Genomic DNA, 25,494 nt, shown 5'->3' with positions numbered 1-25,494 from the left:
CGTGACTGTCAGCACGCCGCCGAGCGGGCGGATATTCGATGCCGTGAGTGCCACTGCGGTGCGGAGCACCGAGGGGTTGCGAGAGCTCTACGAGCAGCCCGGCGAGATGGCCCGTCGCAAGGCCGTGGACCGGATCCACGAGGCCGCGCGGGCGGTCATCGGGCGGTCGTCGCTGGTGTTCGTCGCCAGTGCCGGGGCCGACGGGACCTGTGATGTGACGCCGCGGGGCGGGCCGCCCGGATTCGTGTCCGTGCTGGACGAGTTCACGCTCGCGCTGCCCGACGCCACCGGCAACAAGCGGCTCGACACCGCGCACAACATCGTGGAGACGGGCCGGGCCGGGCTGATCTTCGTCATCCCCGGGCGGAACACCACCCTGCGGGTGAACGGGCGGGCCTGTGTGTCCGCCGATCCGCGGTTGCTGGAGCAGCTGACCCCCGTCGGCAAGCCGCCGCGCAGCGCCATCGTGGTGGAGGTCGAGGAGGCCTACCAGCACTGCCCGAAGGCGTTCCTGCGCAGCAACGCGTGGCAGCCGGAGCAGTGGCCCGCCGAGGACGCCGTTCCGAGCTCCGCCGAGATCACCCTCTCCCACCTGGATCTCCCCGGTCTGACGATCGAGGAGATCCGGCGGCAGGAACGCGAGTCCCTGCTCCACCGCTACGAGTAGTCGAAGAGGGCGCTCAGCCGGGGCAGTCGGGCCGCTATCTCGTCCGTGTCGTCGAAGTCGAAGTCCCAGGACGGGTCCAGGGCCGGGTAGCTGATGGTGAAGGAGTCCGCGGGGAGTTCCTTGCCGGTGCCGGCCTCGTAGGCGGTCCAGGCGATCGAGAGGGCGGACTCGTCCCACAGTTCCAGGCCCTGCTGTGCGGCCTCGCGGACCGCGGGGTGCGCGGCCAGGGAGTCGGGGTCGGCCAGGGCCGCCTCGAAGACCTCCCGGCCCTGGGTGAGGAGCCAGCCGCGGAAGTAGTCGAAGCCGTCGTCCGAGCAGCCTCCGTTGATCACGTAGGCCGCGGCCCAGAGCGGCGCCCGGTAGGACTCCGCCAGCAGGTCCCACAGCACCTGCTGGGACGCGGCTATCTCCGGCGCTGCCCGGTCCGCGAGGAGCTGTGCCGCGCGCGAGGCCACCTCCTCGGGTTCCGCGTCGGCGCGGGCCGTCTCGATCAGCTTCCAGAACGTCTGCTTGTCCATGGGGAAAGCCTGGCAGCCGGGTCTGACATCAGGCGGTGGTGCCGAGGAAGGTGTGGAGGGATCTTGTGAGCGCGCCGACGAAGGCGTCCTGTACCGGTGCCGGGACGAGGTCCAGGGACAAGTACGGGTTCAGGTCCTCCAGTTCGACGAGGAGCAGCTCGCCGGACGGCGCCCGGCAGGCGTCCACGCGCTGGATGCCGTGGTCGAGGGTGTTCCAGTCGACGAAGGACCGGGCGAAGGCCAGGTCGGCCGCGGTCGGGGTGTAGGGCGCGAGCTCCCAGCGGCGGGCCGGATCGGGGGCGTACAGCGCGTACTGGAAGGCGTCGTCGACGAAGTAGAAGGACACCTCGTACGTGAAGTCGATGCGCGGCTGGATGAGCACGGCCCCGGCCGGCCCGTCCGGTGTCGCGGTGAAGGTGAGGCCGATGGAGTCGGCGCCCTGCTTCGGTTTGACCGCGTAGGTGGGGACCTGCGGCAGCTCGGAGAGCCTCGCCGGGTCGTCCACCGTCGGGATGACCGGGTAGCCGGCGGCCGTCAGGTCGAGGAGGTACTGCTTGCCCGCCATGTCGGCGCGGCCGGTGAGCGGGTTGTAGACGCGGGCGCCGGCGGCGAGGGCGGCCGCGCGGAAGGAGTCGTAGGCCTCCTGGTAGTGCAGGACCGGGCCGCTGTTGCGGACGATCACCGCGTCGAAGCCGAGCGGCAGCATCGCTTCGGCGTCCGCGGGATGGCACAGGGCCAGGTCGAATGCGGCGCGCAGCCGGGACGTGAGGAATATGTCCTCGTCGCAGTAGCGGCGGCCGCGTGCGGGGTACGCCAGGTCGGTCACGTAGAGCAGGGGCATGGGGGCAACCTATCGCGGGCACTGATCAGCGCATGAAATACCTCGTACGGGACAAAATGCTGGCCATCGGGGACGACTACTGGATCGAGGACGAGGACGGCCGGCACGCCTTCCTCGTCGACGGGAAGGCGCTGCGCTTCCGGGACACGCTGGAGCTGAAGGATCCGGACGGGCTGATCCTGATCACCCTGCGGGAGAAGCTGTTCGCGCTGCGGGACGCGATGACCCTGGAGCGCGACGAGCGGCGGCTGGCGGTGATCCGCAGGAAGCGGCTCTCGCTGGTGCGGGGGCACTTCCGCGTGACGCTGGCCGAGGGCACGGAGCTCGATGTCAGCGGGCGGATCCTGGAGCGCGAGTTCAAGGTCGAGTACGACGGGGAGCTGCTCGCGCTGGTCTCGCGGCAGTGGTACCGGCTGCGCGAGACGTACGCGGTGGACGTGGTCCGGGAGGACGCGGACGCGGCGCTGCTGATCGCGGTCGCGGTGTGCGTGATCCGGATGGCGGAGAAGGAGCGGGAGGCCGGGGTCAGTCCCGATGGTGTTCCCGGGCCGTGAGCTGGCCCTGGACGTAGGCGTCGGTGTCCGGTGCGTACGGGCCTCCGTGGTCGAACAGGAGGTCGGTGATGCGCTGCCACTCGGCGGCCTCGGCGCGGGTGGCGGCGTCGGCGGACTCCAGGTCGTCGCCCGCGTGCGCCAGCACGGCCTCCAGGGCGGCCTGCGCCGTGTGGTGGGTCATCCCGGTGGCCCGCTCCCGGACCCGTCGGCGGACCTCGACCTCCGCGGCGGAGGGCTCGTGCGGGTCCAGCGCGGCCTCCAGCACGGCCTCTGCGTCTTCCGTCACGGTGCACCCGCCTCCTCGTCGTGGACCCGGCGGCCGGCGCCGCCCGTCCCCTTCGTCTGCCCGCGAACCCCGGCGCCAATCGGGGGCGCCGGGGTTCGCGGGCTTCCGGGGCCGCCGCGGACGCCGGGGTCCCGTCAGCGGCCCAGGCGGCGGTCCTTCAGGGCCGGGAACTGGGAGCGGGTGTCGGGGACCCTGGCCGGGTCCAGGTCGACGGTGAGGACCTCCTCGCCGGGGCCCGCCTCCGCCAGGACCTCGCCCCACGGGTCCACCACCAGGCTGTGCCCGGCCTGCTCCACGCCCGCGTGGGTGCCGGCGGTCCCGCACGCAAGGACGTAGGACTGGTCCTCCACGGCGCGCGCCCGGCTGAGCAGGGTCCAGTGCGCGCGGCGGCGGGCGGGCCAGCCCGCCGAGACGACCATCGTGGTGGCCCCGGCGTCGACCAGTCCGCGGAACAGCTCGGGGAAGCGCAGGTCGTAGCAGGTGGCGATGCCGAGGGTCTGCTCGGGCAGGGTCACCGTGGTCAGGGAGTCCCCGGCCGACATCAGCACCGCCTCGCCCTGGTCGAAGCCGAAGCGGTGGATCTTGCGGTAGGTGGCGGCTAGCTCGCCCGACGGGGAGAGGACGAGGGCGGTGTTGTAGAGGGAGCCGTCGCCGGCGCGCTCCACGACCGAACCCGCGTGCAGCCAGACGCCGGCGTCGCGTGCCGCCTCGGCCATGGCCTCGTAGGTCGGGCCGTCCAGCGGTTCGGCCTCGGTCTCGAACTGCTCGTAGGCGAACGCGCCGACCGGCCACAGCTCCGGCAGGACGACGAGATCGGAGCCCGCCTGCTCCCGTACGAGTTCGGCCACGCGGACACGTCGGGAAGACACCGACTCGCCCTCGTTCACTGCGATTTGGATCAGCGAGGCGCGCACACTACCACCGTCCTGGCGTTCAAGCCGTCAACTCGGGCCTACGATCGTCACACGAAAGCACTGCCGGGGTGCTCACCGGCAGCGTAGTTTTGGAAACTGAGTCCACCGCTTCCGAAACGCGCCATTGAACAGCACCGCGAGGGGTCCCGTTGACCGTCCAGCCGCATCCCGCCCTCCAGCCCTATGCCGACGCCTGGACACACTCCATCGAGGCGATATCCGAGTTGGTCCTCCCGCTGACGGAGGGCGAGTGGAACCGGGCGACTCCGTGTCCCGGCTGGTCGGTCCGCGATGTGGTCTCCCACATCATCGGGATCGAGACCGAGCAGCTCGGGGACCCGCGGCCGATCCACACCGTGGCGCGGGACCTGCGGCACGTGGTGGACGAGTTCAGCCGGTACATGGAGGTGCAGGTCGACGTGCGGCGTCACCACACCGCGCCGGAGATGACCTCGGAGCTGGAGTACACGGTGATCCGGCGTGCCCGGCAGCTGCGGAACGAGAAGCGGGATCCGGCCACGATGGTCCGCGGGCCGCTCGGTGACCAGGTGACGCTGGAGCAGGCGCTGCGGCTGCGGGCGTTCGACGTGTGGATCCACGAGCAGGACCTGCGGGCGGCACTGGGGGTACCGGGGAACTGGGACTCGCCGGGTGCGTACGTGGCGCGGGACCTCATGCTGGCCGGCCTGCCGAAGGTGGTGGCCAAGAAGGCGGGCGCGCCGGCGAACTCGGCGGTGGTCATCGACGTGCACGGGCAGCTGGAGTTCATGCGGACGGTACGGGTGGACGCGGACGGCCGCGGCACGGTGGACAAGTCGCCGTCGCTGGGCCCGGCGGTGACGCTGACGCTGGACTGGGAGACCTACGTCCGCCTGGCGGCGGGCCGGGTACGGGCGCACGCCGTCGCGGACCGGGTGAAGGTGGAGGGCGACCTGGACCTGGCGGACGCCATCCTCACGCAGTTCTCCGTGACCCCGTAGGACCTGCGGGGCCGCAGGACCTACGGGGTCGCAGGACCTACGGGGCCGCGCGGCCCGGTCGTGCGGCCCGGGCTGCCGTGCGGCGGAATTCGGTGGGGCTGATCGCGTACGCGTCCCGGAAGGCACGGCTGAAGGCCGCGGCATTGGTGAAGCACCAGCGGGCGCCGATCTCGTGGACGGGCCGTCCGGCCAGCTCGGGACGGGCCAGGTCGGTACGGCAGCGCTCCAGGCGGCGGCGCCGGACGACGGCCGCGACGCTCTCCGGGCCCTCGCGGAAGAGCAGGTGCAGGGCGCGTACGGAGATGCCGTGGGCGGCGGCGATCAGGCCCGGGGTGAGTGCCGGGTCCCCGAGGCCGTCCTCGATGAAGGTGTCGATCCGCTCGCGCAGCACGCGGGCGCGGACCTCGGCGGGCAGTTCCCCGTAGGCGTCTAGGCGTTCGGCGAGGCAGGCGGCGGCCAGCTCGATCACGGCCGTGCCGAGGCGGCGCAGCTCTTGCGGCCCGCAGTCGGAGCCGTGCCGTCCGAGCGAGGCGATGAACCCCGCCAGGACGGCCCCCAGACCGCTCTCCGCGCCGACGCGGCGGCCGAGCAGCGGATCGATCCGGCCGGCGCGCAGCGGCAGCACGGTCCTCGGCAGCTGGACGACCAGCGCCCGCAGGGTGCCGTTGCCCGGTCGGCAGTCGGCCTCGAAGGGGTGCGAGGTGTCCCAGAGGATCATGTCCCCGGGGGCGATCTCCGCGTCGCTGCCGCGCTGGGACATCCACATCCGGCCGCGGGTCAGCAGGGCCAGCTGGTACTGCTCCGGGTCGGCGCGGCGGATCAGCGCGGGGGTGCGCCGCGAGCGCACGTGGGAGTACTCGAAGGACGAGACCTGCAGGGCGCCCAGGTCCAGGACCGCCGCCTCCGCCTGGAAGTCGGCGGAGCGTTCGCTCCTGAGCGCGGTGGGCATCAGAGAGCTGGAGATGACGTCCGTGAACCAGTCGAACCGCTCCACGGTCGGCACGGCGCGTGCGGACAGTTTCGTCCACATCCTGGGCGGATCCCCCCTCCCGGCACCGCTCTCCCGGAGGGGCGGCGGACCTACGGCGCCTCGCGCCCCGCTGTTTCCGGGAGGGGACACGCACGGGACACCGGCTCCGGTTCCTGCTGCTGTTCCTGGTCCGAAGCCTGGCCCGGTGCCTGGCCCGGTGCCTGGCCCGGTGCCTGGCCCGGTGCCTGGCCCGGTGCCTGGCCCGGTGGCTGCGCGGGGACGGTGACGCGGCCCCGGGCGGCCTCACGGGCCAGGGCGCGGGGGCGCAGGCGCAGGATGCTGGTCACGCCCAGCGCTTCGAGGACGAAGACCGTCGAGAAGGCGACGCGATAGTTGTCGCCGGTGGCGTCCAGCAGGATGCCGACCGCCAGCAGGGTGGTCATGGACGCGATGAAGCCGCCCATGTTGGTGATGCCGGAGGCGGTGCCCTGGCGCTCCGCCGGGTTGGCCGGGCGGGCGAAGTCGAAGCCGATCATCGACGCCGGTCCGCAGCTGCCGAGCACCAGGCACAGGGCGACCAGCAGCCACATCGGCGCCCGGTCGCCCGGGTACACGAGGACCGAGGCCCACAGCAGGGCGGTGAGGCCGACCGTGCCCAGGGCGAGCGGGATCCGCGCGGACTGGCGGCGGCCGACGATCTGGCCGTAGACGAGGCCGAGCACCATGTTCGAGGCGACGACCAGCGTCAGCAGCCCGCCCGCGGTGGTCCGCGAGAGCCCCTGCGCCTCGACCAGGAAGGGCATGCCCCACAGCAGCAGGAAGACCATCGCGGGGAACTGCGTGGTGAAGTGCACCCACAGGCCGAGCCGGGTGCCCGGTTCGGCCCAGGACTCGCGGATCTGGCGGCGTACGAAGCCCCCGCGCGCCGCCGGAGCTCCCGGAGCCCCGGCGGCGCGCGGCGCGGGTCCGTACCCCTCCGGGTGGTCCCGCAGGAACAGCGTCAGCGGCACCAGGACCACCAGCCCCGCCACCGCGCTGCCCGCGAAGGCGGCGGTCCAGCCGACCCCGTGCAGGACCGGGGCGAGGACGAGGGTGGAGACGAGGTTGCCCGCCATGCCGACCAGCCCGGCCAGCTGGGCCATCAGCGGCCCGCGCCGGGCCGGGAACCAGCGGGTGCCGAGCCGCAGTACCGAGATGAAGGTCATCGCGTCGCCGCAGCCCAGCAGCGCCCGCGCGGCGAGCGCCATTTCGTACGAGGGCGACAGCGCGAAGCCGAGCTGGCCGGCGGTGAACAGCACCGCGCCCAGGGTCAGCACCTTCTTGGTGCCGAGCCGGTCGACCATCAGGCCCACCGGTATCTGCATGCCCGCGTAGACCAGCAGCTGGAGGAGGGAGAAGGTGGCCAGCGCCGAGGCGTTCACGTGGAAGCGGTCGGCGGCGTCCAGGCCGGCCACGCCCAGGCTGGTACGGAAGATCACCGCCACGAAGTAGACGGCGACGCCGATGCCCCACACGGCGACGGCCCTGCGGCCGCCCGGCGGGTCGGCGGGCAGGCCGCCGCCGGCGGGGCGGGCGTTCGCCGGTCCGCTCACCGCGCCGTTCACCGGGGAGTTCGCCGGTCCGCTCACCGGCCCGGTCCCCGGACCAGGGCCTCGACCCGGCCGATGTGTCCGCGGACCGCCGCGGCCGCCGTGTCCGCGTCCCCGGCGCGCAGCGCGTCCAGGATCTCCGCGTGCTCGGCGAGGGTGCGGTCCAGCCGTTCGGGGTGGGCGTGCAGCAGGGCCACGCCCATCCGCAGCTGCCGGTCGCGGAGTTGGTCGTAGAGCCGGCACAGGATCTGGTTCCCGGCGCTGCGCACGATCTCGGCGTGGAAGCCGCGGTCGGCGGCCATCATCGCGGCGAGGTCGCCGGTACCGGCGTGCCGGCGCTGTTCGTCGAGCAGGGCGGCGAGCCGGTCCAGCAGGCCCGGTGGGGCCGGTACCGCCCTGCGTACGGTGAACTCCTCGACCAGCAGCCGGGTTTCGAGGACATCGGTGATCTCCTGCGCGGAGACCTGGAGGACCAGGGCGCCCTTCTTCGGGTACAGCTTCAGCAGCCCCTCGGTCTCCAGCCGCAGCAGCGCCTCGCGGACGGGCGTACGGGACACCCCGACGGCGGCGGCCAGTTCGCCCTCGGTCAGCAGGGTGCCGCCTTCGTAGCGGCGGTCGAGCACCCCGTGCTTGACGTGCCGGTAGACGCGGTCGGCGGCGGTCACGGCAGCGGTGGGGGCGGGCATGCGCACAGGATAGATACAACAGGGGTGCACGTCGTGGCCCGGTCCGGAATGTGGACCCCGGCAGGATCTCGGCCTGTGGGAGGAGGCGGCCCCCGGTCCTCTCCGACCTCGTTCGCCGCCCGCTGCATCGAAGGATGTACCGCGCCTTCGTCCGCCCGCAGGACGTACGGGGCCCCGCGCGCCGGGACGCTGAAGTCATGGCCGACACCCTGCTCGCCCCGGCGGCACCCAAGACCGCCCGGCTCCCGCTCCTCGACGTCCTGCGCGGCGCCGCGATCCTCGGCACCCTCATGACCAATGTCTGGATCTTCACCTCGCCCGGCTCGGAGTGGGGGGTGTTCCAGGGCTCGATGAAGGTGCCGGACCCGCTCGCGGACCCCTCCGCCGCCCACCTCGCCGAGAGCGTCTTCCGCTTCCTCGCCGACGGCAAGTTCCTGGCCCTGCTGACGGTCCTGTTCGGGGTGGGCCTGGCCATCCAGTTCGACTCCGCCGCCCGTCGCGGCGACCCCTGGCCCGGCCGCTACCCGCGCCGCGCCGCCTTCCTCTTCGTCGAGGGCACCGTCCACTTCGTGCTCGTCTTCGCCTGGGACGTGCTCATGGGGTACGCCGTCACCGCCCTCCTCGTCGCCTGGCTGCTGGCCCGCTCCGAACGGGTGCGCAAGGCGGCGATGTGGACGGCCGGGGCGCTGCACCTGGCGCTGATCTCGCTGGCGACCCTCGACGCGCTGAGCCGGCCCGCCGGCGCCCCGAAGAGCCCGGACCCGGCCACCGTCGAGCTGTACGCCGACGGCGGCTATCCGGCCCAGGTCGTCTTCCGCCTGGAACACTTCCTCGCACTGCGCATCGAGCCGGTCTTCTCCTTCGGGCTGCTCGTGTTCCTCTTCCTGCTCGGTGTGCGGCTGCACCGCGCGGGCGCCTTCACCGCCACCGACGGAGGCCGCCGCATCCGCGGCCGGCTGGCCGCCTGGGGCCTGGGCCTCGGGCTGCCGCTGAACGCCGCGACCGCCCTCGGCGGCTCCGACTTCTACCTCCTGGGCCGCTACGGCGCCGCGCCGCTGCTCGCCCTCGGCTACATCGGCCTGATCGGCATCGCCCTCGACCGGCGGTGGGTCCCGGCCCCGGTGACCCGCGCGCTCGGCTCCGTCGGCCGCACGGCCCTGTCCTGCTACGTCGCCCAGAACCTGCTGTGCATGCTGCTCTGCTACGGCATCGGGCTGGGCCTCGCCGAACGGTTCGGCGGCAGCGGCCCCTGGTGGGTGATGGGCCTGTGGGCCGGCGTGAGCCTGGTCCTGGCCGCCGGATCGTGGCTGTGGCTTCGCCGCTTCGACCACGGTCCCCTGGAGGCCGTGCAGCGCACGGTCCTCAGGTCCCGCCGGTGACCGCCGCCACCTCCACGTCCAGGACGAACTCCTCGTAGGGCGCCTCGTCCGGGTAGGGCGGCCGGACCTGCGCGAAGCGGATCCGGGCCCGGCCCCCGCCCGGGGGGCGGGCCCGGACCACGTAGGTCCGCTCCACCGGGACCCCGGGCGTCGGGGCCGCCCCGGCGGCGGCCGGGGCCCCTGGGGCCTCCGCCACCGTCACCGCGTCCGCGTCCCCGGTGACCTGCCAGGTCCACACGTACCCGCGCGCGCCCCGCCCGGTGAGCCGCAGCTCGTACGACTCCTCCGGGCCCAGCACGACGCTCCGTACCTCCACGCCCGTCCGGTCCTCTCAGACGGGGCCGATCAGCGACCCCTCGTGCCAGCCCGCGCCGTCGCGCCAGTAGTGCTGGAGGCGGCGGTCGGTGCGCAGGACGACGACTTCCAGGTTGAACCCGAAACTGCCCTGGAGCATCCCGGTGACGGCGGCGACGTCGTGCCCGAAGACCGCGCTGCGCCGCCAGGCCGAGCCGCCCGCGTTGCCGCGCCACCAGTGCTCCACGCGGCCGCCGGCGACGGCCACGCACAGCTCGTAGTTCCCGGCGGTGTCCTCGTCGGCGGCCCCGAACTGCCCCTCGATCAGGCAGGGCGCGGAGACGGCCGCCGTACCGCTGCCGAAGATCTCCCCGGCCCGCCAGGCGAAGCCGTTCGGATCGTCGCGCCACCACAGCTGCATGCGGCCGTCGGTGAGGGCGGCGACGAGGTCGAGGTGGCGGCCGCGGGTCTGGACGAGGGCGGGCCCGTAGTGGGCGATGCCGGAGGCGAAGCGGCCCCCGTCGTTCCAGGTCCAGGGGGCGCCGTTGATCCGCCACCAGTGGTTGAGGCGGCCGTCGGCGGTCCGGACGACCGCCTCGAAGTTGCCCGGCTTGCCGTAGTCGCTCTGGATGAAGGCCGGGGTCGAACCGACGGCCGCGTCGCCCGGCCCGAAGACCCCGCCGTCGCGCCAGGCCCCGACGGACTGCTCGTAGTACCAGTGGCGCAGCCGGCCGCCGGTGGTCACGTGCAGGGACTCCATGTTGCGGTTGTAGGTGGTGCCGGTGAAGGCGGGCTGACCGGAGGCGTCGGTGGCGAAGGTGCCCGCGCGGGCCCAGGCGAACGGGGAGTCGCCCTCGCGCCACCAGTGCTGGAGGCGGTCGCCGGGGGCGGTGGCGAGCAGCTCGAAGTTGCGGTGGGCGCGGCCGTTGCCGCTCTCGTAGACGTTGCCGGTGTGCAGGCGGCGCTTGGTCCACGGGTCGGGGTTGGTGCCGCGCAGGCCGCACTTGGCCCAGTGGTCGATGCTGACCTCGCCGTAGGCGATCCGGCCGTAGCCGCCGACGTGGTAGCCCGTCCCCCAGGAGTTCTTGAACAGCCAGCAGCCGGCCGCGTCGTCGTAGCCGACGACCAACACGCAGTGGCCGCCCGCGAGATGGTCGCTCGTACGGTGGTACACGCCGGAGCCGAGGCCGAAGAAGTCGTCGTAGACGTCGAAGCAGGCGGTCAGTGGGCCGACCGTGTCCAGCCAGACCTTCTGCTGCTCCACGTCGCCGAGCCGGACGTAGTCGGTGATCCGGACGGTCCGGCCGGACCGGTCCCAGCTGGGCGTGTACTCGGCGCGCCAGGCGTCGCGGCGGGCGGCCGGCAGTCCCGCGGGCGGGGTGCTGTACGGCCAGCAGTCCGGGTCGGCGAGCCCGCCGTTCGCCTTGATCCAGTCGAGGGCGGTCTCCGGATTGCTGCCCTGGCCGCAGGTGAAGCGCAGGCCGTCGTGGACGTCCCCCTCGGAACGCTCCGCCCATACGTCGTGCTCGATGCGGGCCATGGACTCCACCAGGCCGGCGGCGCCGAAGGCCCAGCAGGAACCGCACGGGTTCTGGTCCTTCACCTTGGTGATCCACGGCCAGCCCCAGCGGCTGCGCCAGTCCACGGCGGCGGGCCGGGCCGGGGCGGCCGGCCCCCGGACCCCGGGCAGCAGCCCGTGGGCGGCACGGCGCCGGGTCAGATGCGGATTGCCGCTCGCGTGCCCGATGATTCCCGGCAGGTCGATCACCCCCGCTTCCTCGGCGGTGGTCAGATTCGCCCCGGGCTCAAGGCCGAGCGAAGGCCGCGGCACGGGCTCCTCGTCGGCGAGGTGCTCCAGCACCGACCAGCGCGCCCCCTGCGCGACGAGCTGCGCACGCAGCTCCCCCGCCGTCTGGACAGACTCCTCCGGCATAGCGGCCCCCCAGCTGCAACCGTTCGGATCCAAGACCCGGGAGCGTCTCCCCGGCGCCCGGGGGCGTCAAGGGGGTCCGCACGGTCGCGCGGTGGCACAAGGGGGCGTGCCGTCCCACACCGTCCGGCGGACGGGGCCGGATCCGCGCCCTCGCCGGGCTCGCCGGGCTCGCCGGCCGACGGGAGGATGCCCGATCGCGACCAGCAGACGAGTCGATCATCCATACGATACGGTTCATGATCGACTTATCCGTTGACGCCACCTCCCAGAGCTTCGCCGCAGGGCAGGCCACCGGAACCATCCTCGTCGCCGCAATCGCCCTCACGTTCCTCTGGCGCCTCACCAAGCCCTGGCGCAACGTGCTGGACAAGAGCGGCATCGCGCCCGCCGAACGCAAGCGCCTGCAGGGCCGGCGCAACCAAGTCGTCGTCCTGGTCACGGTCGTGATCACCGTCTTCGCGGCGATGCAGCTAGCGGGCCGGTTCGGCCGGGAAGCCGACGACACGGACAACAGCGGCGGCGGCACACGGCAGGGGCCCGTGGAGCCGTTCACGGTCCGGCCGGAGTGAAGCCGAGCTGCGGCCGCGTCAGCCGTCCAGGGAGATGGCGTTCTTGGCGCGCTCCATCGATTCCTCGGACGCGGGGCCGCCCGGGTTCTCGGTCGCCAGCGCCTGGTTGAGGTCGACGAAGGGCCGCATCCGCTCCTCGTAGCGGGCGTACGCGGCGAGGTGGTCGCCGGGTGCCTGGGCCAGGGAGTCGGCCAGCACGTGGGCGCCGACCAGGGCCAGGCTGGTGCCCTGTCCCGAGAGGGGGGAGGGGCAGTAGCCGGCGTCCCCGAGCAGGGCGACCCGGCCCCGCGACCACTGGTCCATGCGGATCTGGGCCATGGCGTCGCAGTAGAAGTCGGGCGCCTTGCGGGCCGCCCCGGCCAGGCGGGCGCCTTCCCACCGGACGGTCTCCAGCCGGTCGGCGACGGTGCGCCGCAGGGCTTCGCCGGTGCGCAGTTCCGGGGCGAGGGGGGCGGACTCGAAGCCGAAGGCGATGCGCAGTTCGGTGTTGTCGCGCACGGGCATGATGCCGAAGCCCATGTCCCCGTCCCGCAGCCACATCTGCCAGTCCTCCAGGCCGAGGAAGTTGTCCGCGCCGAACACCGAGAGGTAGCTGCCCAGGTGGTGGGCGTAGTCCTCTTCGGGGCCGAAGGCCAGGCGCCGTACGGTGGAGTGCAGGCCGTCCGCCCCGACGACGAGGTCGAAGGTGCGCGGCGCCTCGTGCGCGAACTCCACCCGCACTCCGCGCTCGTCCTCCTGCAGAGCGGTGACGGTGTCGCCGAAGAGGTACTCGACGTCCGCGCGGGTGTGCTCGTGGACCATCCGCACCAGGTCCTCGCGCAGCACCTCGATGTCCTCGCCGTCGAGCCGGCCGCTGCTCAAGGTCGCCTCGGTGGAGCGGCCGACCTCGCTGCCGTCGGGGCCGAGGATCGACATGCCGCGCATCCGGGTGCGCGCGCGGCGCGCCCGCTCCAGCAGCCCCACCCGCTCCACGACGTCGAGCGCGGCGCCGCGGATGTCCACGGCCTGCCCGCCGCCGCGCACGCCCGGGGCGCGTTCGACGACGGTGGGCGCGAAGCCGTGGCGGTGCAGGAGGTGGGCGAGGACGGGACCCGCGATGCCGCCGCCGGAGATGAGTACGGTCCGCATGAGAAGCTCCTTCAGTGGTTTGTACGCTGTACGCACACTGAATGTACGACGTACACACAGGCCTCTCAACAGGCAAAACAATGCATCTGCACTAGCTCAGATCGGCTCAGGAGCACGTCGTCGCTGCTACCCTCTGCACTAGTACAGGACAGGAAGGCGGCAGAACGTGACGCAGACCACAGGCACAGCGGGCGATCCGCCCTACCTGCGCATCGTCGCCGCGATCCGGCGGCGCATCGCGGACGGGGAGCTGGCCCCCGGGGACCGGGTCCCCTCCACCCGGCAGATCGCCGCGCACTGGGGCGTCGCGCTCGCCACCGCCACCAAGGCGCTGACCACCCTGCGCCTGGAGGGCCTGGTCGAGGCCCGCCCCCGGATCGGCACGGTCGTCGCCGGGAACACCCCGGCCCCCGCCGCCGCCCCGGCCCGCAGGCGCCCCTCGCCCGCCCCGGACGCCGAACCGGAGCTGACCCTCGACCGGATCGTCCGCGCCGCCATCGAGATCGCCGACGCCGAAGGGCTCGCCGCGCTCTCCATGCGCGGTGTCGCGGCCCGGCTCGGCGTCGCGGCGATGTCCACCTACCGGTACGTGCCGAGCAAGGAGGACCTGGTCCTGCTCATGGCCGACGCCGCGTTCGGCGAGGCCCACCCCGCCGATGCCGGTGCCGGCGCCCCCGAGGACTGGCGGGCTCGCCTCGAAGTGGGCGGCCGGACCCTGTGGCGGCTGTACCGCAAGCACCCGTGGCTGGCCCGGGTCGGCTCGCTCACCCGCCCGTTGCTGCTGCCCAACCTGCTGGTCCACGGCGAGTGGATGCTGAGCGCCCTGGACGGCCACGGGCTCGACCCGACCACCCTCTTCGACGTCCACCTCCTGCTCTACAGCCACGTGCACGGGCTGGCGGTCCACCTGGAGCTGGAGGCCGACGCCGAGGCGGCAACGGGCCAGTCGGAGGACCAGTGGATGGACAGCCGCGCCCCCGTCCTCCAGGAGCTGATGGACTCCGGCCGCTTCCCCACCTTCACCAAGGTGGTCGGATCCTTCGAGGACGGCTACGACCTGCGGCTCGACGCGCTGTTCGACCTCGGCCTGGGAGCCCTCCTGGACGGTCTGACCCCCCTCGTCGAAGGCCGAGGCCGCTGCCTCGGGCCCCGGCCGGGGCCCGTATAGGCTCGGGCCGTATGGGGACCTGGATCGCGCCGAGCGCCATCGAGAGAGAGCTGTACGAGGCCAAGACCGCCGGCGACTGGGCCGCGTACTTCGACGTACTGGCCCGTACGCCGCTGTACGTGGCGCAGTCCCGCGCGCGGTCCGACGAGCACCCCGACTCGGTGTTCTTCCACGCCACCCCCGACCGGATGCTCGTCGTCCACACCGCCGGCATGCTGCCCGCCCCCACCCCCGAGACGGTCTACGAGTCGCGCAGCCTGCGCTGGTTCGCCAAGGTCTGGGCCGCCGACGACCCCGCCTTCCTCGCCGTCAACCCGGGCTCCCCCTCCGAGGCCTACCTCACCACCACCCCCGCCGACCTGGCCCGCTGGCGCGCCCACGCGGAGGCCGCCCCGCACTACGGCCTGCCCGAGGGCAGGGTCCACGCCCTGTTCACCGGCGGCCCGCTGCACGGGCCCGTCGCCCACGGCCTCGCCGTCGGCGGCCATCTCGCCGTGACGAACGGCGAGTTCTGGAACTCCCTCGCCTACCACGGCAGCGGCTACCAGTACGAGCGCCGCCGCGTCGCGAAGAGCTGGAGCATCACCGACCGGCCCGACTGGCTCTCCACCCTGGAGACGCTGCTGGACCGCGGGATGGTCAGCCCCGTCTGGGAGTACGCGCTCCGCGTCCGCCGCGCCCTCGCCTCCGACTTCGCCGGACCGGTGGACATCGAGCACTGGCGGCACGCCGCCGAGGCGAACCTGCGCCGCAGCGCCGAACGCGCCGCCGAGCCGCAGCTCACCCCCGACGGGGTCACCGTCGCCCGGCCGCGGCCGGCCGCCGAGGTCGAGGGGGAGATAGCCGGGGTCAAACGCCTCATCGGCCGCATCACCCGCTACGAGCAGCGCTTCCGGGCCGACGGACTGCTCCCCGAGGACGGCTGGGTCCGCTCCGTGGAGGGCTGGGACATCGGCCGGGCCTCGCAGATGGCCCGCTGGGGCGTCGGCTGCCGCTACGGGACCGTCGCCGAGGCCGAGAAGGCCGTCCTGCGTGCCGGGGAGGCGGCGCGCGACACGTACCGCTCGTGGGCGGAGTTCTCCGCCGGGTACGTCCTGGGCCGGTGCCTGCACTTCGACGAGGAGGAATTCGGCACCTGGTACACGACCGCCCTCGCCGCCCACCTCGCGCTGACGACCGACCCGGCCAGTCCCTGGCTCAACATCCCCTGGAACTAGGGGGAGTCTCGGCCGTGGCGTCTTCACGGTGTCCCGACCTCGGGTAGTCGGCGGCCGCGGCCGGAATCCGGCGGCGGGCCACCGGCTCCCCGACTAGCCTCGCCGCCATGACTGTTGAGCTGAACGAGACCGTGCGAGGGCTGCTCGACGCACCGCACCCCGCCGTCCTGTCGACCATCAACCCCGACGGAAGTCCGCAGAGTTCGGTGATCTGGGTGACCCGCGACGGCGGCGACCTGCTGGTCTCCACCGAGCAGGGCCGCCGCAAGGAACGCAACATCGTCCGGGACGGGCGGGTCGGCATCACCGTCTTCGACCTGGCCAATCCCTTCCTCTACGCCGAGATCCGGGGCACGGCCACCGTCACCGAGGACATCGGCCGGGCGGTGGCCGTCCGGATCGCCGAGGAGTACATGGGCCCGGGCGCCGGCAAGGAGTACGCCGAGGCCCCGGCCGAGGACGTCCGGGTGGTCGTCCGCATCACCCCGACCAAGGTCCTCGGCAACGCGGCCCGGTAGCACCGACGGTGTGCGGTCCGGCCTAGGGAAGGCCGGGCCGGACCGCGGCCCAGGCGTCGACCGCCCGCGCCGAGGGGTCGGCGTCCGCGAGGTGGGGGCGTACGAGCACCAGCCACGGGATCAGGCTCTTGATCCGGCGCAGGTGCCGGATCCGGTGGTACGGGAGGTCCCGCCAGACCCGGCCCTGGGCCGCGGCCTGCTCCGGGGTCAGGTCCATCAGCGCCAGCAGCTCCCGGCACAGGACGGCCGGGTCACCGCCCTCGTCCGGGCCGAACTGCTGGATCAGGTAGACCTGTACGGAGGCCAGTTCGGGCGCCCGGAGCAGACCGGGCCCGCCCTCGGCCCGCGCGCAGCGGTGGGCGGCGGCCAGCGCGACCCGGCCCCAGCGCAGCCGGATCCCGTCCGGGAGCCGCTCGTCCCGCATCCGCACCCCGGCCAGGACGCGCAGGGTCCGCGGGTGCGGTTCGTCCCCCAGCGGCGGCTCGGTGGCCAGCCAGGCCTCCAGCTCCTCCAGCGAGTGCCCGTCGGGCGGCACCGAGGTCAGCACCTGCCCCCGGGTGAGCAGCGCGACCATGGCGCCGGCCAGGTGGACCTTCGCGATGTGCCCGGCGTCGAAGGAGGCGACGGCCCGCCCGTGGCGCTCGATGCGGCGCAGGCCGATCCTGGACTCCCCGACGGCGTAGACCTGCCCGGCCCGCGCCACCCCGCCGACGCAGCGGACCACGCACACGCCGCCCGTGACGTCGGCCTCCTCGACGGAGTACACCTGCAATTCGGCGATGGACACCCGCGCCCCCTTCCCCGGGCGGAGGTTACCTCCCGGGTCGGCCGGACACGTTCACGGGGAGGTCCGGCGGGAGGCCGGCGGCAGCCTTCTCCAGCCTCGCCGGCAGCTCGGGCAGGCCCGGATCGCCGACCGCCTCCGGGCCGGGAACGGCCCTTGGGTCGGCCGCCGTCTGCTCGTCACCCCTGCGGGCGGCCAGCAGGTGCACGTACGCCAGCGCGCGCAGGGTCTGCCGGCGGCAGAGCGTGTCGAGCAACGAGGTCCGGGAGCTGCGCAGCGCGAGCCGCACCGGCCGGTCGGCCACCCGGACGTCGTCGCCGAGCGCCCGCGGCTCCGCGGGCACCGGGGCCGCGAAGACCCGCCTCCGGCCGGGGTCGTAGGACTGCTCGGAGGTGTAGCCCGGCCGGTCGGGGCCGGGCTCGCGGGGGATGGCGACGCCCTTCAGGCCCCGGACGGTTCCTCCAGTACCAGCCGGATCTCGGTGACCTCGTAGCCGGCCCGGTCGAAGGCGGCGGCCATCGGGGTGTTGACGGTGTCCGTGGTCGCGGTGATGCGCTGGGCGCCCTCGGCCGCGTGGAAGCGGGTGATCTCGCCCAGGATCTCGTCGATCAGGCCCTGGCCGCGCTGCTCCGGTACGACGCCCAGGTAGCCGACGTTGCGGTGGTACGGGGTCGCCGACGGGACGGCCAGGCCCGCGAGGCGGCCGTCCGGGAGGTGGGCCAGGCGCCACCAGGAGCGCTCGCCGGGGCAGTCGAGGTAGAAGTCGAAGTCCTCGCGGGCCAGCTGCTCGGCGTCCATCAGCTCCAGTTCGTGCAGGGTGGCCAGGTCGAGGCTGCCGCGGGAGAGCCGGACGAACGTGTCCAGCATCTCCTCGTCGGTGCCCTCGCGGAAGACGAGCCGGCCGGTGGGCTCGGCCGTCCCCGCGTCCGGGGTCCACTCGTAGCGCAGGCGCTCGATCTCACGCGTCAGCCCGGCCCTGGCCGCGGCCTCCTGGCGCCAGGCGACGGCCGCGGCCAGCTCCGGCCGCGCCCGCCAGTCGCGGGGCAGCGACAGGTTGTAGCCCGGCCGCTTGCCGAAGGCGGCGTGCCCGGCCTCCAGCAGCCCGGCGGCGACCCCGGCCGGGTCGGCCGCGCAGGCCCGGACCTGGAGGCAGTCGAGCGCGACGGGCCGCTCGCTGTCGGCGCGCCCCCACCACAGCGCGCGGGCCAGGATCTCGCCGTCCTCGTCCTCGGCGAACCAGATCCACTCGGGCCGGATCCGGTTCTCCGCGAGCTCCTCACGGATCCGCTCGGCGGTCAGGGCGGCGACCGGGCCGTCGGCCGGGTGGGCCACGGCGCGGTCGAGGTCTGCGGGAGCCGCGGTGGCGGCACGGAAGATCATCCGGTGATGATCACACGGGGTCCGCCACCCGGCCAGGGGGTTTCCCCCGCGGCCGGGGCCCGCCGGGCCCGCCACGGCCGATGGCCGGTCTCCGCGGGGGAGACCGGCCATCGGGTGGGGCGTCGTGCGTGCCGCTACGACCAGGTGATCAGGCGGCGGGGGTGTTCCAGGACCGCCGCGATGTCGGCCAGGAAGCGGGAGCCGAGCTCGCCGTCGATGAGACGGTGGTCGAACGACAGCGCCAGGGTGGTGACGTGGCGGGGCTTCACCTTGCCCTTGTGGACCCACGGCTGGAGCTTGATCGCGCCGACCGCGAGGATCGCGGACTCGCCCGGGTTCAGGATCGGCGTACCGGTGTCGACGCCGAAGACGCCGACGTTGGTGATGGTGATGGTGCCGTTCTGCATGTCCGCCGGGGAGGTCTTGCCGTCGCGGGCCGTGGCGACCAGCGAGGACAGCGACTCCGACAGCTCGCCGAGGGTCTTGGCGTGCGCGTCCTTGATGTTCGGGACGATCAGCCCGCGCGGGGTGGCCGCCGCGATGCCCAGGTTGACGTAGTGCTTGAGCACGATCTCCTGGGCCGCCTCGTCCCAGGACGCGTTGACGTCCGGGTTGCGGCGGATGGCCACCAGCACGGCCTTGGCGATGAGCAGCAGCGGGTTGATCCGCAGCCCCGCGAGGTCCGGGTCGGCCTTGAGCTCCTGCACCAGCTTCATCGTGCGCGTCACGTCGAAGGTGATGAACTCGGTGACGTGCGGCGCGGTGAAGGCCGAGCCGACCATGGCCTGCGCGGTGACCTTGCGGACGCCCTTGACCGGGATACGGGTCTCCCGCGCCGAGGCGTCGGCCACGGGGGCCGCGGCCACCGCGACGGGCGCGGCCACGGGAGCCGGAGCTGCGGCCGGAGCAGCCGCGGGCACGGCGGCCTGCGGGGTGATCGCCGCGGCGGCCGCAGCGTGCACGTCCTCCCGGGTCACGACCCCGCCGTCACCGGTGGGGACCACCGAGGCCAGGTCGATGCCGAGGTCCTTGGCGAGCTTGCGCACCGGCGGCTTGGCCAGCGGCCGCTCGCCGCCCGGCTGCGCCGGGACCGCGGGCAGCGGTGCCGGGGCGGCCGGCGCCGCGGGGGCGGCCGCCGGGGCCGCCGTGCCGTTCTGCGCGGCCACGGCGGGCGCCGGGGCGGTCTTGCGCGGACGGCGCTTGGTGGAGGACTCGGAGACTCCGTAGCCGACCAGGACGGGCTGGCGGGCGGCCGGGGCGGCCTCCTCGGCGGCGGCCGGGGCCGCTTCCACCGCGGCGGCGGCAGGGGCGGGGGCCTCCGCCTCGCCCGTCTGCACCGAGATGATCACCTGGCCGACGTCGACCGTGGTGCCCTCCTCGAAGAGGAGCGCGTGCACGACACCGTCGAACGGGATCGGCAGCTCCACGGCGGCCTTGGCCGTCTCGACCTCGCAGACGACCTGGCCGTCGGTGACCGTGTCGCCGGGCTGGACGTACCACTTGAGGATCTCGGCCTCGGTGAGGCCCTCGCCCACGTCGGGCATCTTGAATTCGCGGATGGTCATGACGCGGGTCTCCTAGTACGCCAGCGAGCGGTCGACGGCGTCGAGCACCCGGTCCAGGCCGGGCAGGTACTCGTCCTCCAGGCGGGCCGGCGGGTACGGGGCGTGGAAACCGCCCACGCGCAGGACCGGCGCCTCCAGGTGGTAGAAGCACCGCTCCGTGATGCGGGCGGCGATCTCGGAGCCCACGCCGAGGAACACCGGCGCCTCGTGGACGATCACGAGCCGGCGGGTCTTCTCGACCGAGGCCTGGATCCCGTCGAAGTCGACCGGGGACATCGAGCGCAGGTCGAGGACCTCCACCGACTTGCCCTCCTCGGCGGCCGCGGCCGCGGCCTCCAGGCAGACCTTCACCATCGGGCCGTAGGCGGCCAGGGTGAGGTCGGCGCCCTCGCGCACCACGCGCGACTTGTGCAGCTCGCCGGGGATGGCCTCGGTGTCGACCTCGCCCTTGTCCCAGTAGCGGCGCTTCGGCTCGAAGAAGATCACCGGGTCGTCGCTGAGGATCGCCTGCTGGAGCATCCAGTAGGCGTCGGTGGCGTTCGACGGGGAGACCACCTTCAGGCCCGGGACGTGCGCGAACAGCGTCTCCGGGGACTCCGAGTGGTGCTCGACCGCGCCGATGGCGCCGCCGTACGGGATGCGCACGACGACGGGCATCTTGACCTTGCCCAGGGCGCGCGCGTGCATCTTCGCGAGCTGCGTGACGATCTGGTCGTACGCGGGGAAGACGAAACCGTCGAACTGGATCTCGACGACCGGCCGGTACCCGCGCAGGGCCAGGCCGATGGCGGTGCCGACGATGCCCGACTCGGCGAGCGGGGTGTCGATGACCCGCTCCTCGCCGAAGTCCTTCTGCAGGCCGTCGGTGATCCGGAAGACACCGCCCAGCTTGCCGACGTCCTCACCCATGATCAGGACCTTGGGGTCCTGCTCCAGGGCCTTGCGCAGCGACTCGTTGAGCGCCTTAGCGATCGACATCTTCTCGACAGCCATCAGTGACCCTCCTCGAAGGACGCGAGGTAGGCGGCGAACTGGGCGCGCTCCTCGTCGACGAGCGCGTGCCCGTCCGCGTAGACGTTCTCGAAGATCGCCATGGTGTCCGGGTCGGGCATGGCGCGCACGGCCTCGCGCACGCGCTTGCCCATGGCCTCGCTCTCCGCCTCCAGCTCCGTGAAGAACGCCTCGTCGGCGCCCCCGGTGGCCAGCAGGTGGGCCTTCAGGCGCAGGATCGGGTCCTTGGCCTCCCAGGCCGCCGTCTCCTCGTCCCGACGGTACTTCGTCGGGTCGTCGGAGGTGGTGTGCGCGCCCATGCGGTAGGTGAACGCCTCGACCAGGGTCGGGCCCTCGCCCCGGCGGGCCCGGTCCAGGGCCCAGCGGGTCACGGCCAGACAGGCCAGCACGTCGTTGCCGTCGACGCGCACGCCCGGGAAGCCGAAGCCCTGCGCGCGCTGGTAGAGCGGCACGCGCATCTGGCGCTCGGTGGGCTCGGAGATCGCCCACTGGTTGTTCTGGCAGAAGAACACCACGGGGGAGTTGTAGACGGCGGAGAAGGTGAACGCCTCCGCGACGTCACCCTGGCTGGACGCACCGTCACCGAAGTAGGCGATGACCGCGGAGTCCGCGCCGTCCTTGGCCACACCCATCGCGTAACCGGTCGCGTGCAGCGTCTGCGAGCCGATGACGATCGTGTAGAGGTGGAAGTTGTTGGTGTTCGGGTCCCAGCCGCCGTGGTTCACGCCGCGGAACATGCCGAGCAGGTTGGTCGGGTCGACCCCGCGGCACCAGGCCACGCCGTGCTCGCGGTACGTCGGGAAGACGTAGTCCTCGTCGTTCAGCGCCCGGCCGGAGCCGATCTGCGCGGCCTCCTGGCCCAGCAGCGAGGCCCACAGGCCCAGCTCGCCCTGACGCTGCAGGGCGGTCGCCTCACCGTCGAACCGACGGGTCATGACCATGTCGCGGTACAGCCCGCGCAGGTCCTCGGTGGTGATGTCGGCGACGAAGGGGGCGAACTCGGCGTTCTCCGCGTTGTCGACGCGGTCCCCTTCGGGCGTCAGCAGCTGTACGAGCTGAGGTACGGCGTCCTGCGTCTGCGCGGTGGCAGCGGCGGGCTTGGCGGCGGCGTTCGCCGCGCCTGCCGCCCGCTTGGTGCCGCTGCTGCGTCGCGGCTTGCGCGCGGCAGTGCTCTCCACGGTCACGTGTGCTCCTCCGTCGGTCCGGCACCCGGGTTCTCCGGGGTCCAGTGCGGCTCACCTGTATCCGTAACGAGCGCACGGGGTGGGTGCGCCTCGCGTACGGGGATTCAGGCGTGACAGGTGTCCCGGCGAGTGCCCTGCGCAATGCACGTTACCCAGTGCGCCGCATAACTGCGAAACCCCGTTTGACCTGCGTTTTTGCTTGGATTTCCTAGTAAAAACGTAGCAACGGGAACAACCACTGGTCACAGCCTTGCAGGGGCCGGGAACAACGGCACGTTATCCCGGGTAACTCCGGCAGGGAAGGGGTGAGTGTGTGAAACTGACTTCGTGCGCGAAGACGGAAAAATCAAGGTATTCCTCCTGGACGACCACGAAGTGGTGCGTCGGGGCGTCCACGAGCTCTTGTCGGTCGAAGAGGACATCGAGATCGTCGGCGAGGCGGGCACGGCCTCCGACGCACTGGTCCGCATTCCCGCCACCCGTCCCGACGTGGCCGTCCTCGACGTCCGGCTCCCGGACGGCAGCGGTGTGGAGGTCTGCCGCGAGGTGCGCTCCCAGGACGAGGACGTCAAATGCCTGATGCTGACCTCCTTCGCGGACGACGAGGCGCTGTTCGACGCGATCATGGCCGGCGCCTCCGGTTACGTGCTCAAGGCGATCCGCGGCAATGAGCTGCTGAGCGCCGTGCGCGACGTCGCCGCCGGCAGGTCGCTGCTGGATCCGGTCGCCACCGCCCGCGTGCTGGAGCGGCTGCGGGACGGCGGCAGGAACGGCCGGGGCGACGACCGCCTCGCCCACCTCACCGAGCAGGAGCGGAAGATCCTCGACCTGATCGGCGAGGGGCTGACCAACCGCGCCATCGGCGAGCGGCTGCACCTGGCCGAGAAGACCATCAAGAACTACGTCTCCAGCCTGCTCTCCAAGCTGGGCATGGAGCGCCGCTCCCAGGCCGCGGCCTACGTGGCCCGCCTGCAGGCCGAACGGCGCTGACCCCGGCCCGCCGTACGGTGGCGCCCCGTGACGGTACGGGTTTCCCCGGGACCCGGTGTGCCATTCGGGACCAACGTCCCCGGTCCCCGGGGCGGGCTGCTCTTCCCCCGCCGGGTGCCGGTGGCCGAGAGTGGACGTCATGTCCCCCGAGGAGCTCCACGCCGTCGAACTGCTGCGCCGGGTGCCGTACGGCCGCGTGGCCACCAGCATGCGCGCGCTGCCCTTCCTCGCGGTCGCCCGGCACATCGTGGTGGACGGCGGGGTGCTCCTGAGAATGCATTCCGGTTTCGCCTACCACCAGGCCTGCAACGGCAGTGTGGTGGCCTACGGGGCCGATAATTCCAATTCGCCCGACCCCGAGCTCTGGTCGGTGCAGTTCACCGGAACGGCGCAGGCCGTCGAACCCACCAACGCCGAGCTGGAGCTCTTTGGTCCGGTTCCGCATTTCATCGACGGCCAGGCGTTCGACCCCGTCTACATGCGGATCGAACCCCAGTTCGTCACCGTGCACTCACTCGCCCGGAATCCGGACCGGCAGTACCAGCACGCTCTCTGACCCGCGCTCACGCGGATACGGGAACGGGCCCGGCGGAATCAATTCGCCGGGCCCGTCCGCGTATGCGGTCCTACTCCTCCGGGCTGGTGCCGCCACCGCCTCCGGCGGGACCGCCGGCGCCACCGCCGCTCGTCTCCGTGGGCTTCGTCGACGGCGTCGTCGAGGGCTTCGTCGACGGCGTCGACGAGGGCTTCGCCGTCGAGGAGGCGGTCGGCGAGGCCGTACCCGTCGGCGAGTGCGTCGCGGTGGCCGTCGGCGTCGGGCTGAAGGTCTGCGACCGGGTGCGGGTCGGCAGGGGCGAATTGTCGTTGTTGGACGGGGTGTTGTCCTGGGTCTGCGGCGCCTGGGTGAGGTTCGGGGAAGGGGACTTGCTCGGCTGGTCGCCCGGGGTGCTCTGGGTCGTCTCCGGCTTCTTGTTGTCGGTCTTGCCCACGCTGTTGACGGCGTAGGCCACACCGCCCATGACCGCGACGATCGCGAGGACCGCGAACAGCCACCCCTTCCAGCGGCTGCCGCCGCCACCGCGGTCGTCGTAGCCGTCGTACCCGTCGTATCCGCCGTTGCCGGCCGGGCCGTGGACCCCGGGGAAGGCCGAGCCGTCGTCCGGGTTCAGCGAGGGCACCATCGGCTGCTGGAACTGCGAGGTCGAGGCGTGCGCCCCGTACTGCGGCTGGCCGCCGTTCCCGGGCAGGGGCATGGCCGTGGTGGCGGAGGCGCCGCCCCGGCCGTGCGGCAGGGCCATGGTGACCGGGCCGGTGCTCCAGGTGCCGGTGTTCGGCCCCTGGTCGTGCAGCATCTGGAGCGCGTACTGGACCAGCCCGCGCATCTCCTCGGCGCTCTGGAACCGGTCGTCCGGGTCCTTGGCGAGGGAGCGCATGACCAGACCGTCGAGCTCCTGCGGGAGATGACGCCCCTCCGGCAGCTGCGAAGGCGGCACCGGCGCGTCCTGGACGTGCTGGTAGACCACCGACAGCGGGGTCTCGCCGGTGAACGGGGGACGCAGCGCGAGCAGTTCGTAGAGCAGGCAGCCGGTCGCGTACAGGTCGGAGCGGTGGTCGACGGCCTTGCCGAGCGCCTGCTCGGGCGACAGGTACTGCGGGGTGCCCATGACCATGCCGGTCTGGGTCATCGTCGACTGGGCGCCGTGCAGGGCGCGGGCGATGCCGAAGTCCATCACCTTGACCGCGCCGGTCTCGGTGATGATGACGTTCGCGGGCTTGATGTCGCGGTGCACGATGCCGTGCTGGTGCGAGTACGCGAGGGCTTCGAGCACGCCCGAGGTGATGATGAGCGCCTGCTCGGGGCCCGGGGCCTCGGCGCTGAGCAGGAGGTCGCGGATGGTGCGGCCCTCGACGAGCTCCATGACGATGTACGGGACGGTGTTCGGGCCGACCTTGTCCTCGCCCGAGTCGTACACGGCGACGACGGCGTGGTGGTTGAGTCCGGCGACGGACTGCGCCTCGCGCGTGAAGCGGGCCTTGGACACCGGGTCCTCGGCGAGGTCGGCGCGCAGCAGCTTCACGGCGACGGTCCGGCCCAGCCGGACGTCCTCGGCCGCGAACACCTCGGCCATGCCGCCGCGGCCCAGCCGGTGCGTCATCCGGTAACGGCCGTCGCCCACCAGGCCGCCGGCGCCCCAGTGCTCAGGACCATCGGTCATCCCGGCGCCGTTTCCATCGGGTTCGGGTGCCATCAGTCCTCGCCGTCGTATCTCTCGGCCGCCGCTCAGCGGTCGTCCTCTTCGTCGGTGCTCCGGTGAACGCTACAGCCTCCGCACCGGTCACCGTTCGGACAAAGCCGCCTGTGCCCATGT

At 72.9% G+C, this 25,494-nt stretch carries 27 protein-coding genes; 10 read left to right on the top strand and 17 right to left on the bottom strand.

Annotated elements, in window-relative coordinates:
- Window position 1: 1 nt before the first annotated feature.
- Entirely contained in the window at window positions 2-667 is a 666-nt protein-coding gene (locus ACXNSR_RS20340; RefSeq protein WP_458636965.1) for an MSMEG_1061 family FMN-dependent PPOX-type flavoprotein, read from the top strand.
- On the opposite strand, the gene ACXNSR_RS20335 is transcribed toward ACXNSR_RS20340, so the two are convergent.
- Together ACXNSR_RS20335 and ACXNSR_RS20330 are read right to left on the bottom strand one after the other, a co-directional pair.
- Window positions 658-1,185, bottom strand: a complete 528-nt coding sequence (locus tag ACXNSR_RS20335; protein WP_458636964.1) for a DUF4240 domain-containing protein — start codon at window positions 1,183-1,185, stop codon at window positions 658-660. The genes ACXNSR_RS20340 and ACXNSR_RS20335 overlap by 10 nt on opposite strands.
- 28 nt (window positions 1,186-1,213) lie before the next feature.
- Entirely contained in the window at window positions 1,214-2,026 is an 813-nt protein-coding gene (locus tag ACXNSR_RS20330) for a hypothetical protein (protein WP_458636963.1), read from the bottom strand.
- A gap of 32 nt (window positions 2,027-2,058) precedes the next feature.
- Between ACXNSR_RS20330 and ACXNSR_RS20325 the strand changes: the two genes are divergently transcribed.
- A complete protein-coding gene (locus tag ACXNSR_RS20325; protein ID WP_458636962.1) occupies window positions 2,059-2,580 on the top strand; it encodes an LURP-one-related/scramblase family protein in 522 nt (173 codons plus the stop codon).
- On the opposite strand, the gene ACXNSR_RS20320 is transcribed toward ACXNSR_RS20325, so the two are convergent.
- Window positions 2,552-2,866 carry a hypothetical protein gene (locus ACXNSR_RS20320; protein WP_458636961.1) on the bottom strand — a complete coding sequence of 105 codons (315 nt, stop codon included), beginning with the start codon at window positions 2,864-2,866 and terminating at the stop codon, window positions 2,552-2,554. The two genes, ACXNSR_RS20325 and ACXNSR_RS20320, sit on opposite strands and share 29 nt — an antisense overlap.
- A gap of 134 nt (window positions 2,867-3,000) precedes the next feature.
- The gene (locus ACXNSR_RS20315) at window positions 3,001-3,780 is read right to left on the bottom strand and encodes a carbon-nitrogen family hydrolase (RefSeq protein WP_458636960.1); all 780 of its coding nucleotides are present in this window, start codon (window positions 3,778-3,780) and stop codon (window positions 3,001-3,003) included.
- A gap of 149 nt (window positions 3,781-3,929) precedes the next feature.
- Here ACXNSR_RS20315 and ACXNSR_RS20310 point away from each other — a divergent pair, with 149 nt between their 5' ends.
- Window positions 3,930-4,760: a maleylpyruvate isomerase family mycothiol-dependent enzyme gene (locus ACXNSR_RS20310; RefSeq protein WP_458636959.1), complete on the top strand. Its 831-nt coding sequence runs from the start codon at window positions 3,930-3,932 to the stop codon at window positions 4,758-4,760.
- A 37-nt stretch (window positions 4,761-4,797) separates the two neighbouring features.
- Here ACXNSR_RS20310 and ACXNSR_RS20305 read toward each other — a convergent pair whose 3' ends face one another.
- From ACXNSR_RS20305 to ACXNSR_RS20295, 3 genes are read right to left on the bottom strand one after another with little or no spacing between them, the layout of a single operon-like run.
- Complete coding sequence (locus ACXNSR_RS20305; RefSeq protein WP_458636958.1) at window positions 4,798-5,790, bottom strand: AraC-like ligand-binding domain-containing protein; 993 nt, start codon at window positions 5,788-5,790, stop codon at window positions 4,798-4,800.
- Between the two features lie 50 nt (window positions 5,791-5,840).
- Window positions 5,841-7,322, bottom strand: a complete 1,482-nt coding sequence (locus ACXNSR_RS20300; protein ID WP_458643348.1) for an MFS transporter — start codon at window positions 7,320-7,322, stop codon at window positions 5,841-5,843.
- A 32-nt stretch (window positions 7,323-7,354) separates the two neighbouring features.
- A complete protein-coding gene (locus tag ACXNSR_RS20295) occupies window positions 7,355-8,005 on the bottom strand; it encodes a GntR family transcriptional regulator (protein ID WP_458636957.1) in 651 nt (216 codons plus the stop codon).
- 197 nt (window positions 8,006-8,202) lie between these two features.
- On the opposite strand from ACXNSR_RS20295, the gene ACXNSR_RS20290 reads away from it, so the two are divergent.
- On the top strand, window positions 8,203-9,384 hold the full coding sequence (locus ACXNSR_RS20290; protein ID WP_458636956.1) for a DUF418 domain-containing protein: 1,182 nt from the start codon (window positions 8,203-8,205) through the stop codon (window positions 9,382-9,384).
- On the opposite strand, the gene ACXNSR_RS20285 is transcribed toward ACXNSR_RS20290, so the two are convergent.
- On the bottom strand, window positions 9,368-9,700 hold the full coding sequence (locus ACXNSR_RS20285; protein ID WP_458636955.1) for a protease inhibitor I42 family protein: 333 nt from the start codon (window positions 9,698-9,700) through the stop codon (window positions 9,368-9,370). The genes ACXNSR_RS20290 and ACXNSR_RS20285 overlap by 17 nt on opposite strands.
- Window positions 9,701-9,715: 15 nt before the next feature.
- Window positions 9,716-11,611 (bottom strand): C1 family peptidase, encoded by a 1,896-nt coding sequence (locus tag ACXNSR_RS20280; RefSeq protein WP_458636954.1) that lies wholly within the window; start codon window positions 11,609-11,611, stop codon window positions 9,716-9,718.
- A gap of 236 nt (window positions 11,612-11,847) precedes the next feature.
- On the opposite strand from ACXNSR_RS20280, the gene ACXNSR_RS20275 reads away from it, so the two are divergent.
- Window positions 11,848-12,180 (top strand): hypothetical protein, encoded by a 333-nt coding sequence (locus tag ACXNSR_RS20275; protein WP_458636953.1) that lies wholly within the window; start codon window positions 11,848-11,850, stop codon window positions 12,178-12,180.
- An 18-nt stretch (window positions 12,181-12,198) separates the two neighbouring features.
- Here ACXNSR_RS20275 and ACXNSR_RS20270 read toward each other — a convergent pair whose 3' ends face one another.
- Entirely contained in the window at window positions 12,199-13,308 is a 1,110-nt protein-coding gene (locus tag ACXNSR_RS20270; protein WP_458636952.1) for an FAD-dependent monooxygenase, read from the bottom strand.
- Window positions 13,309-13,474: 166 nt separating this feature from the next.
- Between ACXNSR_RS20270 and ACXNSR_RS20265 the strand changes: the two genes are divergently transcribed.
- The 3 genes from ACXNSR_RS20265 to ACXNSR_RS20255 all read left to right on the top strand — a co-directional run bounded on the left by ACXNSR_RS20265 (window position 13,475) and on the right by ACXNSR_RS20255 (window position 16,211).
- Window positions 13,475-14,476 (top strand): TetR/AcrR family transcriptional regulator C-terminal domain-containing protein, encoded by a 1,002-nt coding sequence (locus ACXNSR_RS20265; protein ID WP_458636951.1) that lies wholly within the window; start codon window positions 13,475-13,477, stop codon window positions 14,474-14,476.
- An 11-nt stretch (window positions 14,477-14,487) separates the two neighbouring features.
- Window positions 14,488-15,693: a DUF1266 domain-containing protein gene (locus ACXNSR_RS20260; protein ID WP_458636950.1), complete on the top strand. Its 1,206-nt coding sequence runs from the start codon at window positions 14,488-14,490 to the stop codon at window positions 15,691-15,693.
- Between the two features lie 107 nt (window positions 15,694-15,800).
- A complete protein-coding gene (locus tag ACXNSR_RS20255; protein ID WP_458636949.1) occupies window positions 15,801-16,211 on the top strand; it encodes a PPOX class F420-dependent oxidoreductase in 411 nt (136 codons plus the stop codon).
- 22 nt (window positions 16,212-16,233) lie between these two features.
- Here the strand turns inward: ACXNSR_RS20255 and ACXNSR_RS20250 are convergent, their stop codons facing one another.
- The 6 genes from ACXNSR_RS20250 to pdhA form a co-directional block, all read right to left on the bottom strand.
- Complete coding sequence (locus ACXNSR_RS20250; protein WP_458636948.1) at window positions 16,234-16,998, bottom strand: hypothetical protein; 765 nt, start codon at window positions 16,996-16,998, stop codon at window positions 16,234-16,236.
- 25 nt (window positions 16,999-17,023) lie between these two features.
- Window positions 17,024-17,338, bottom strand: a complete 315-nt coding sequence (locus ACXNSR_RS20245; protein ID WP_458636947.1) for a hypothetical protein — start codon at window positions 17,336-17,338, stop codon at window positions 17,024-17,026.
- A 98-nt stretch (window positions 17,339-17,436) separates the two neighbouring features.
- A complete protein-coding gene (locus tag ACXNSR_RS20240) occupies window positions 17,437-18,375 on the bottom strand; it encodes a GNAT family N-acetyltransferase (RefSeq protein WP_458636946.1) in 939 nt (312 codons plus the stop codon).
- A gap of 134 nt (window positions 18,376-18,509) precedes the next feature.
- Window positions 18,510-19,940, bottom strand: coding sequence for a dihydrolipoamide acetyltransferase family protein (locus ACXNSR_RS20235; RefSeq protein ID WP_458636945.1), 1,431 nt, complete (start codon window positions 19,938-19,940; stop codon window positions 18,510-18,512).
- Between the two features lie 12 nt (window positions 19,941-19,952).
- Window positions 19,953-20,933: an alpha-ketoacid dehydrogenase subunit beta gene (locus tag ACXNSR_RS20230; RefSeq protein ID WP_458636944.1), complete on the bottom strand. Its 981-nt coding sequence runs from the start codon at window positions 20,931-20,933 to the stop codon at window positions 19,953-19,955.
- The gene (gene pdhA / locus ACXNSR_RS20225) at window positions 20,933-22,135 is read right to left on the bottom strand and encodes a pyruvate dehydrogenase (acetyl-transferring) E1 component subunit alpha (RefSeq protein ID WP_033214801.1); all 1,203 of its coding nucleotides are present in this window, start codon (window positions 22,133-22,135) and stop codon (window positions 20,933-20,935) included. The genes ACXNSR_RS20230 and pdhA overlap by 1 nt, the downstream gene beginning before the upstream one ends.
- A gap of 327 nt (window positions 22,136-22,462) precedes the next feature.
- Between pdhA and ACXNSR_RS20220 the strand changes: the two genes are divergently transcribed.
- Together ACXNSR_RS20220 and ACXNSR_RS20215 are read left to right on the top strand one after the other, a co-directional pair.
- A complete protein-coding gene (locus ACXNSR_RS20220; protein WP_458636943.1) occupies window positions 22,463-23,125 on the top strand; it encodes a response regulator in 663 nt (220 codons plus the stop codon).
- 139 nt (window positions 23,126-23,264) lie between these two features.
- Window positions 23,265-23,681 (top strand): pyridoxamine 5'-phosphate oxidase family protein, encoded by a 417-nt coding sequence (locus ACXNSR_RS20215; RefSeq protein ID WP_458636942.1) that lies wholly within the window; start codon window positions 23,265-23,267, stop codon window positions 23,679-23,681.
- A 70-nt stretch (window positions 23,682-23,751) separates the two neighbouring features.
- Here ACXNSR_RS20215 and ACXNSR_RS20210 read toward each other — a convergent pair whose 3' ends face one another.
- Window positions 23,752-25,374 carry a protein kinase domain-containing protein gene (locus ACXNSR_RS20210; RefSeq protein ID WP_458636941.1) on the bottom strand — a complete coding sequence of 541 codons (1,623 nt, stop codon included), beginning with the start codon at window positions 25,372-25,374 and terminating at the stop codon, window positions 23,752-23,754.
- Window positions 25,375-25,494: the final 120 nt, after the last annotated feature.

This window comes from Streptomyces sp. NC-S4 (genome assembly GCF_054353315.1).
The sequence above is the reverse complement of the archived record's forward strand: the minus strand, read 5'-3'. Positions and strand labels throughout refer to the sequence as shown.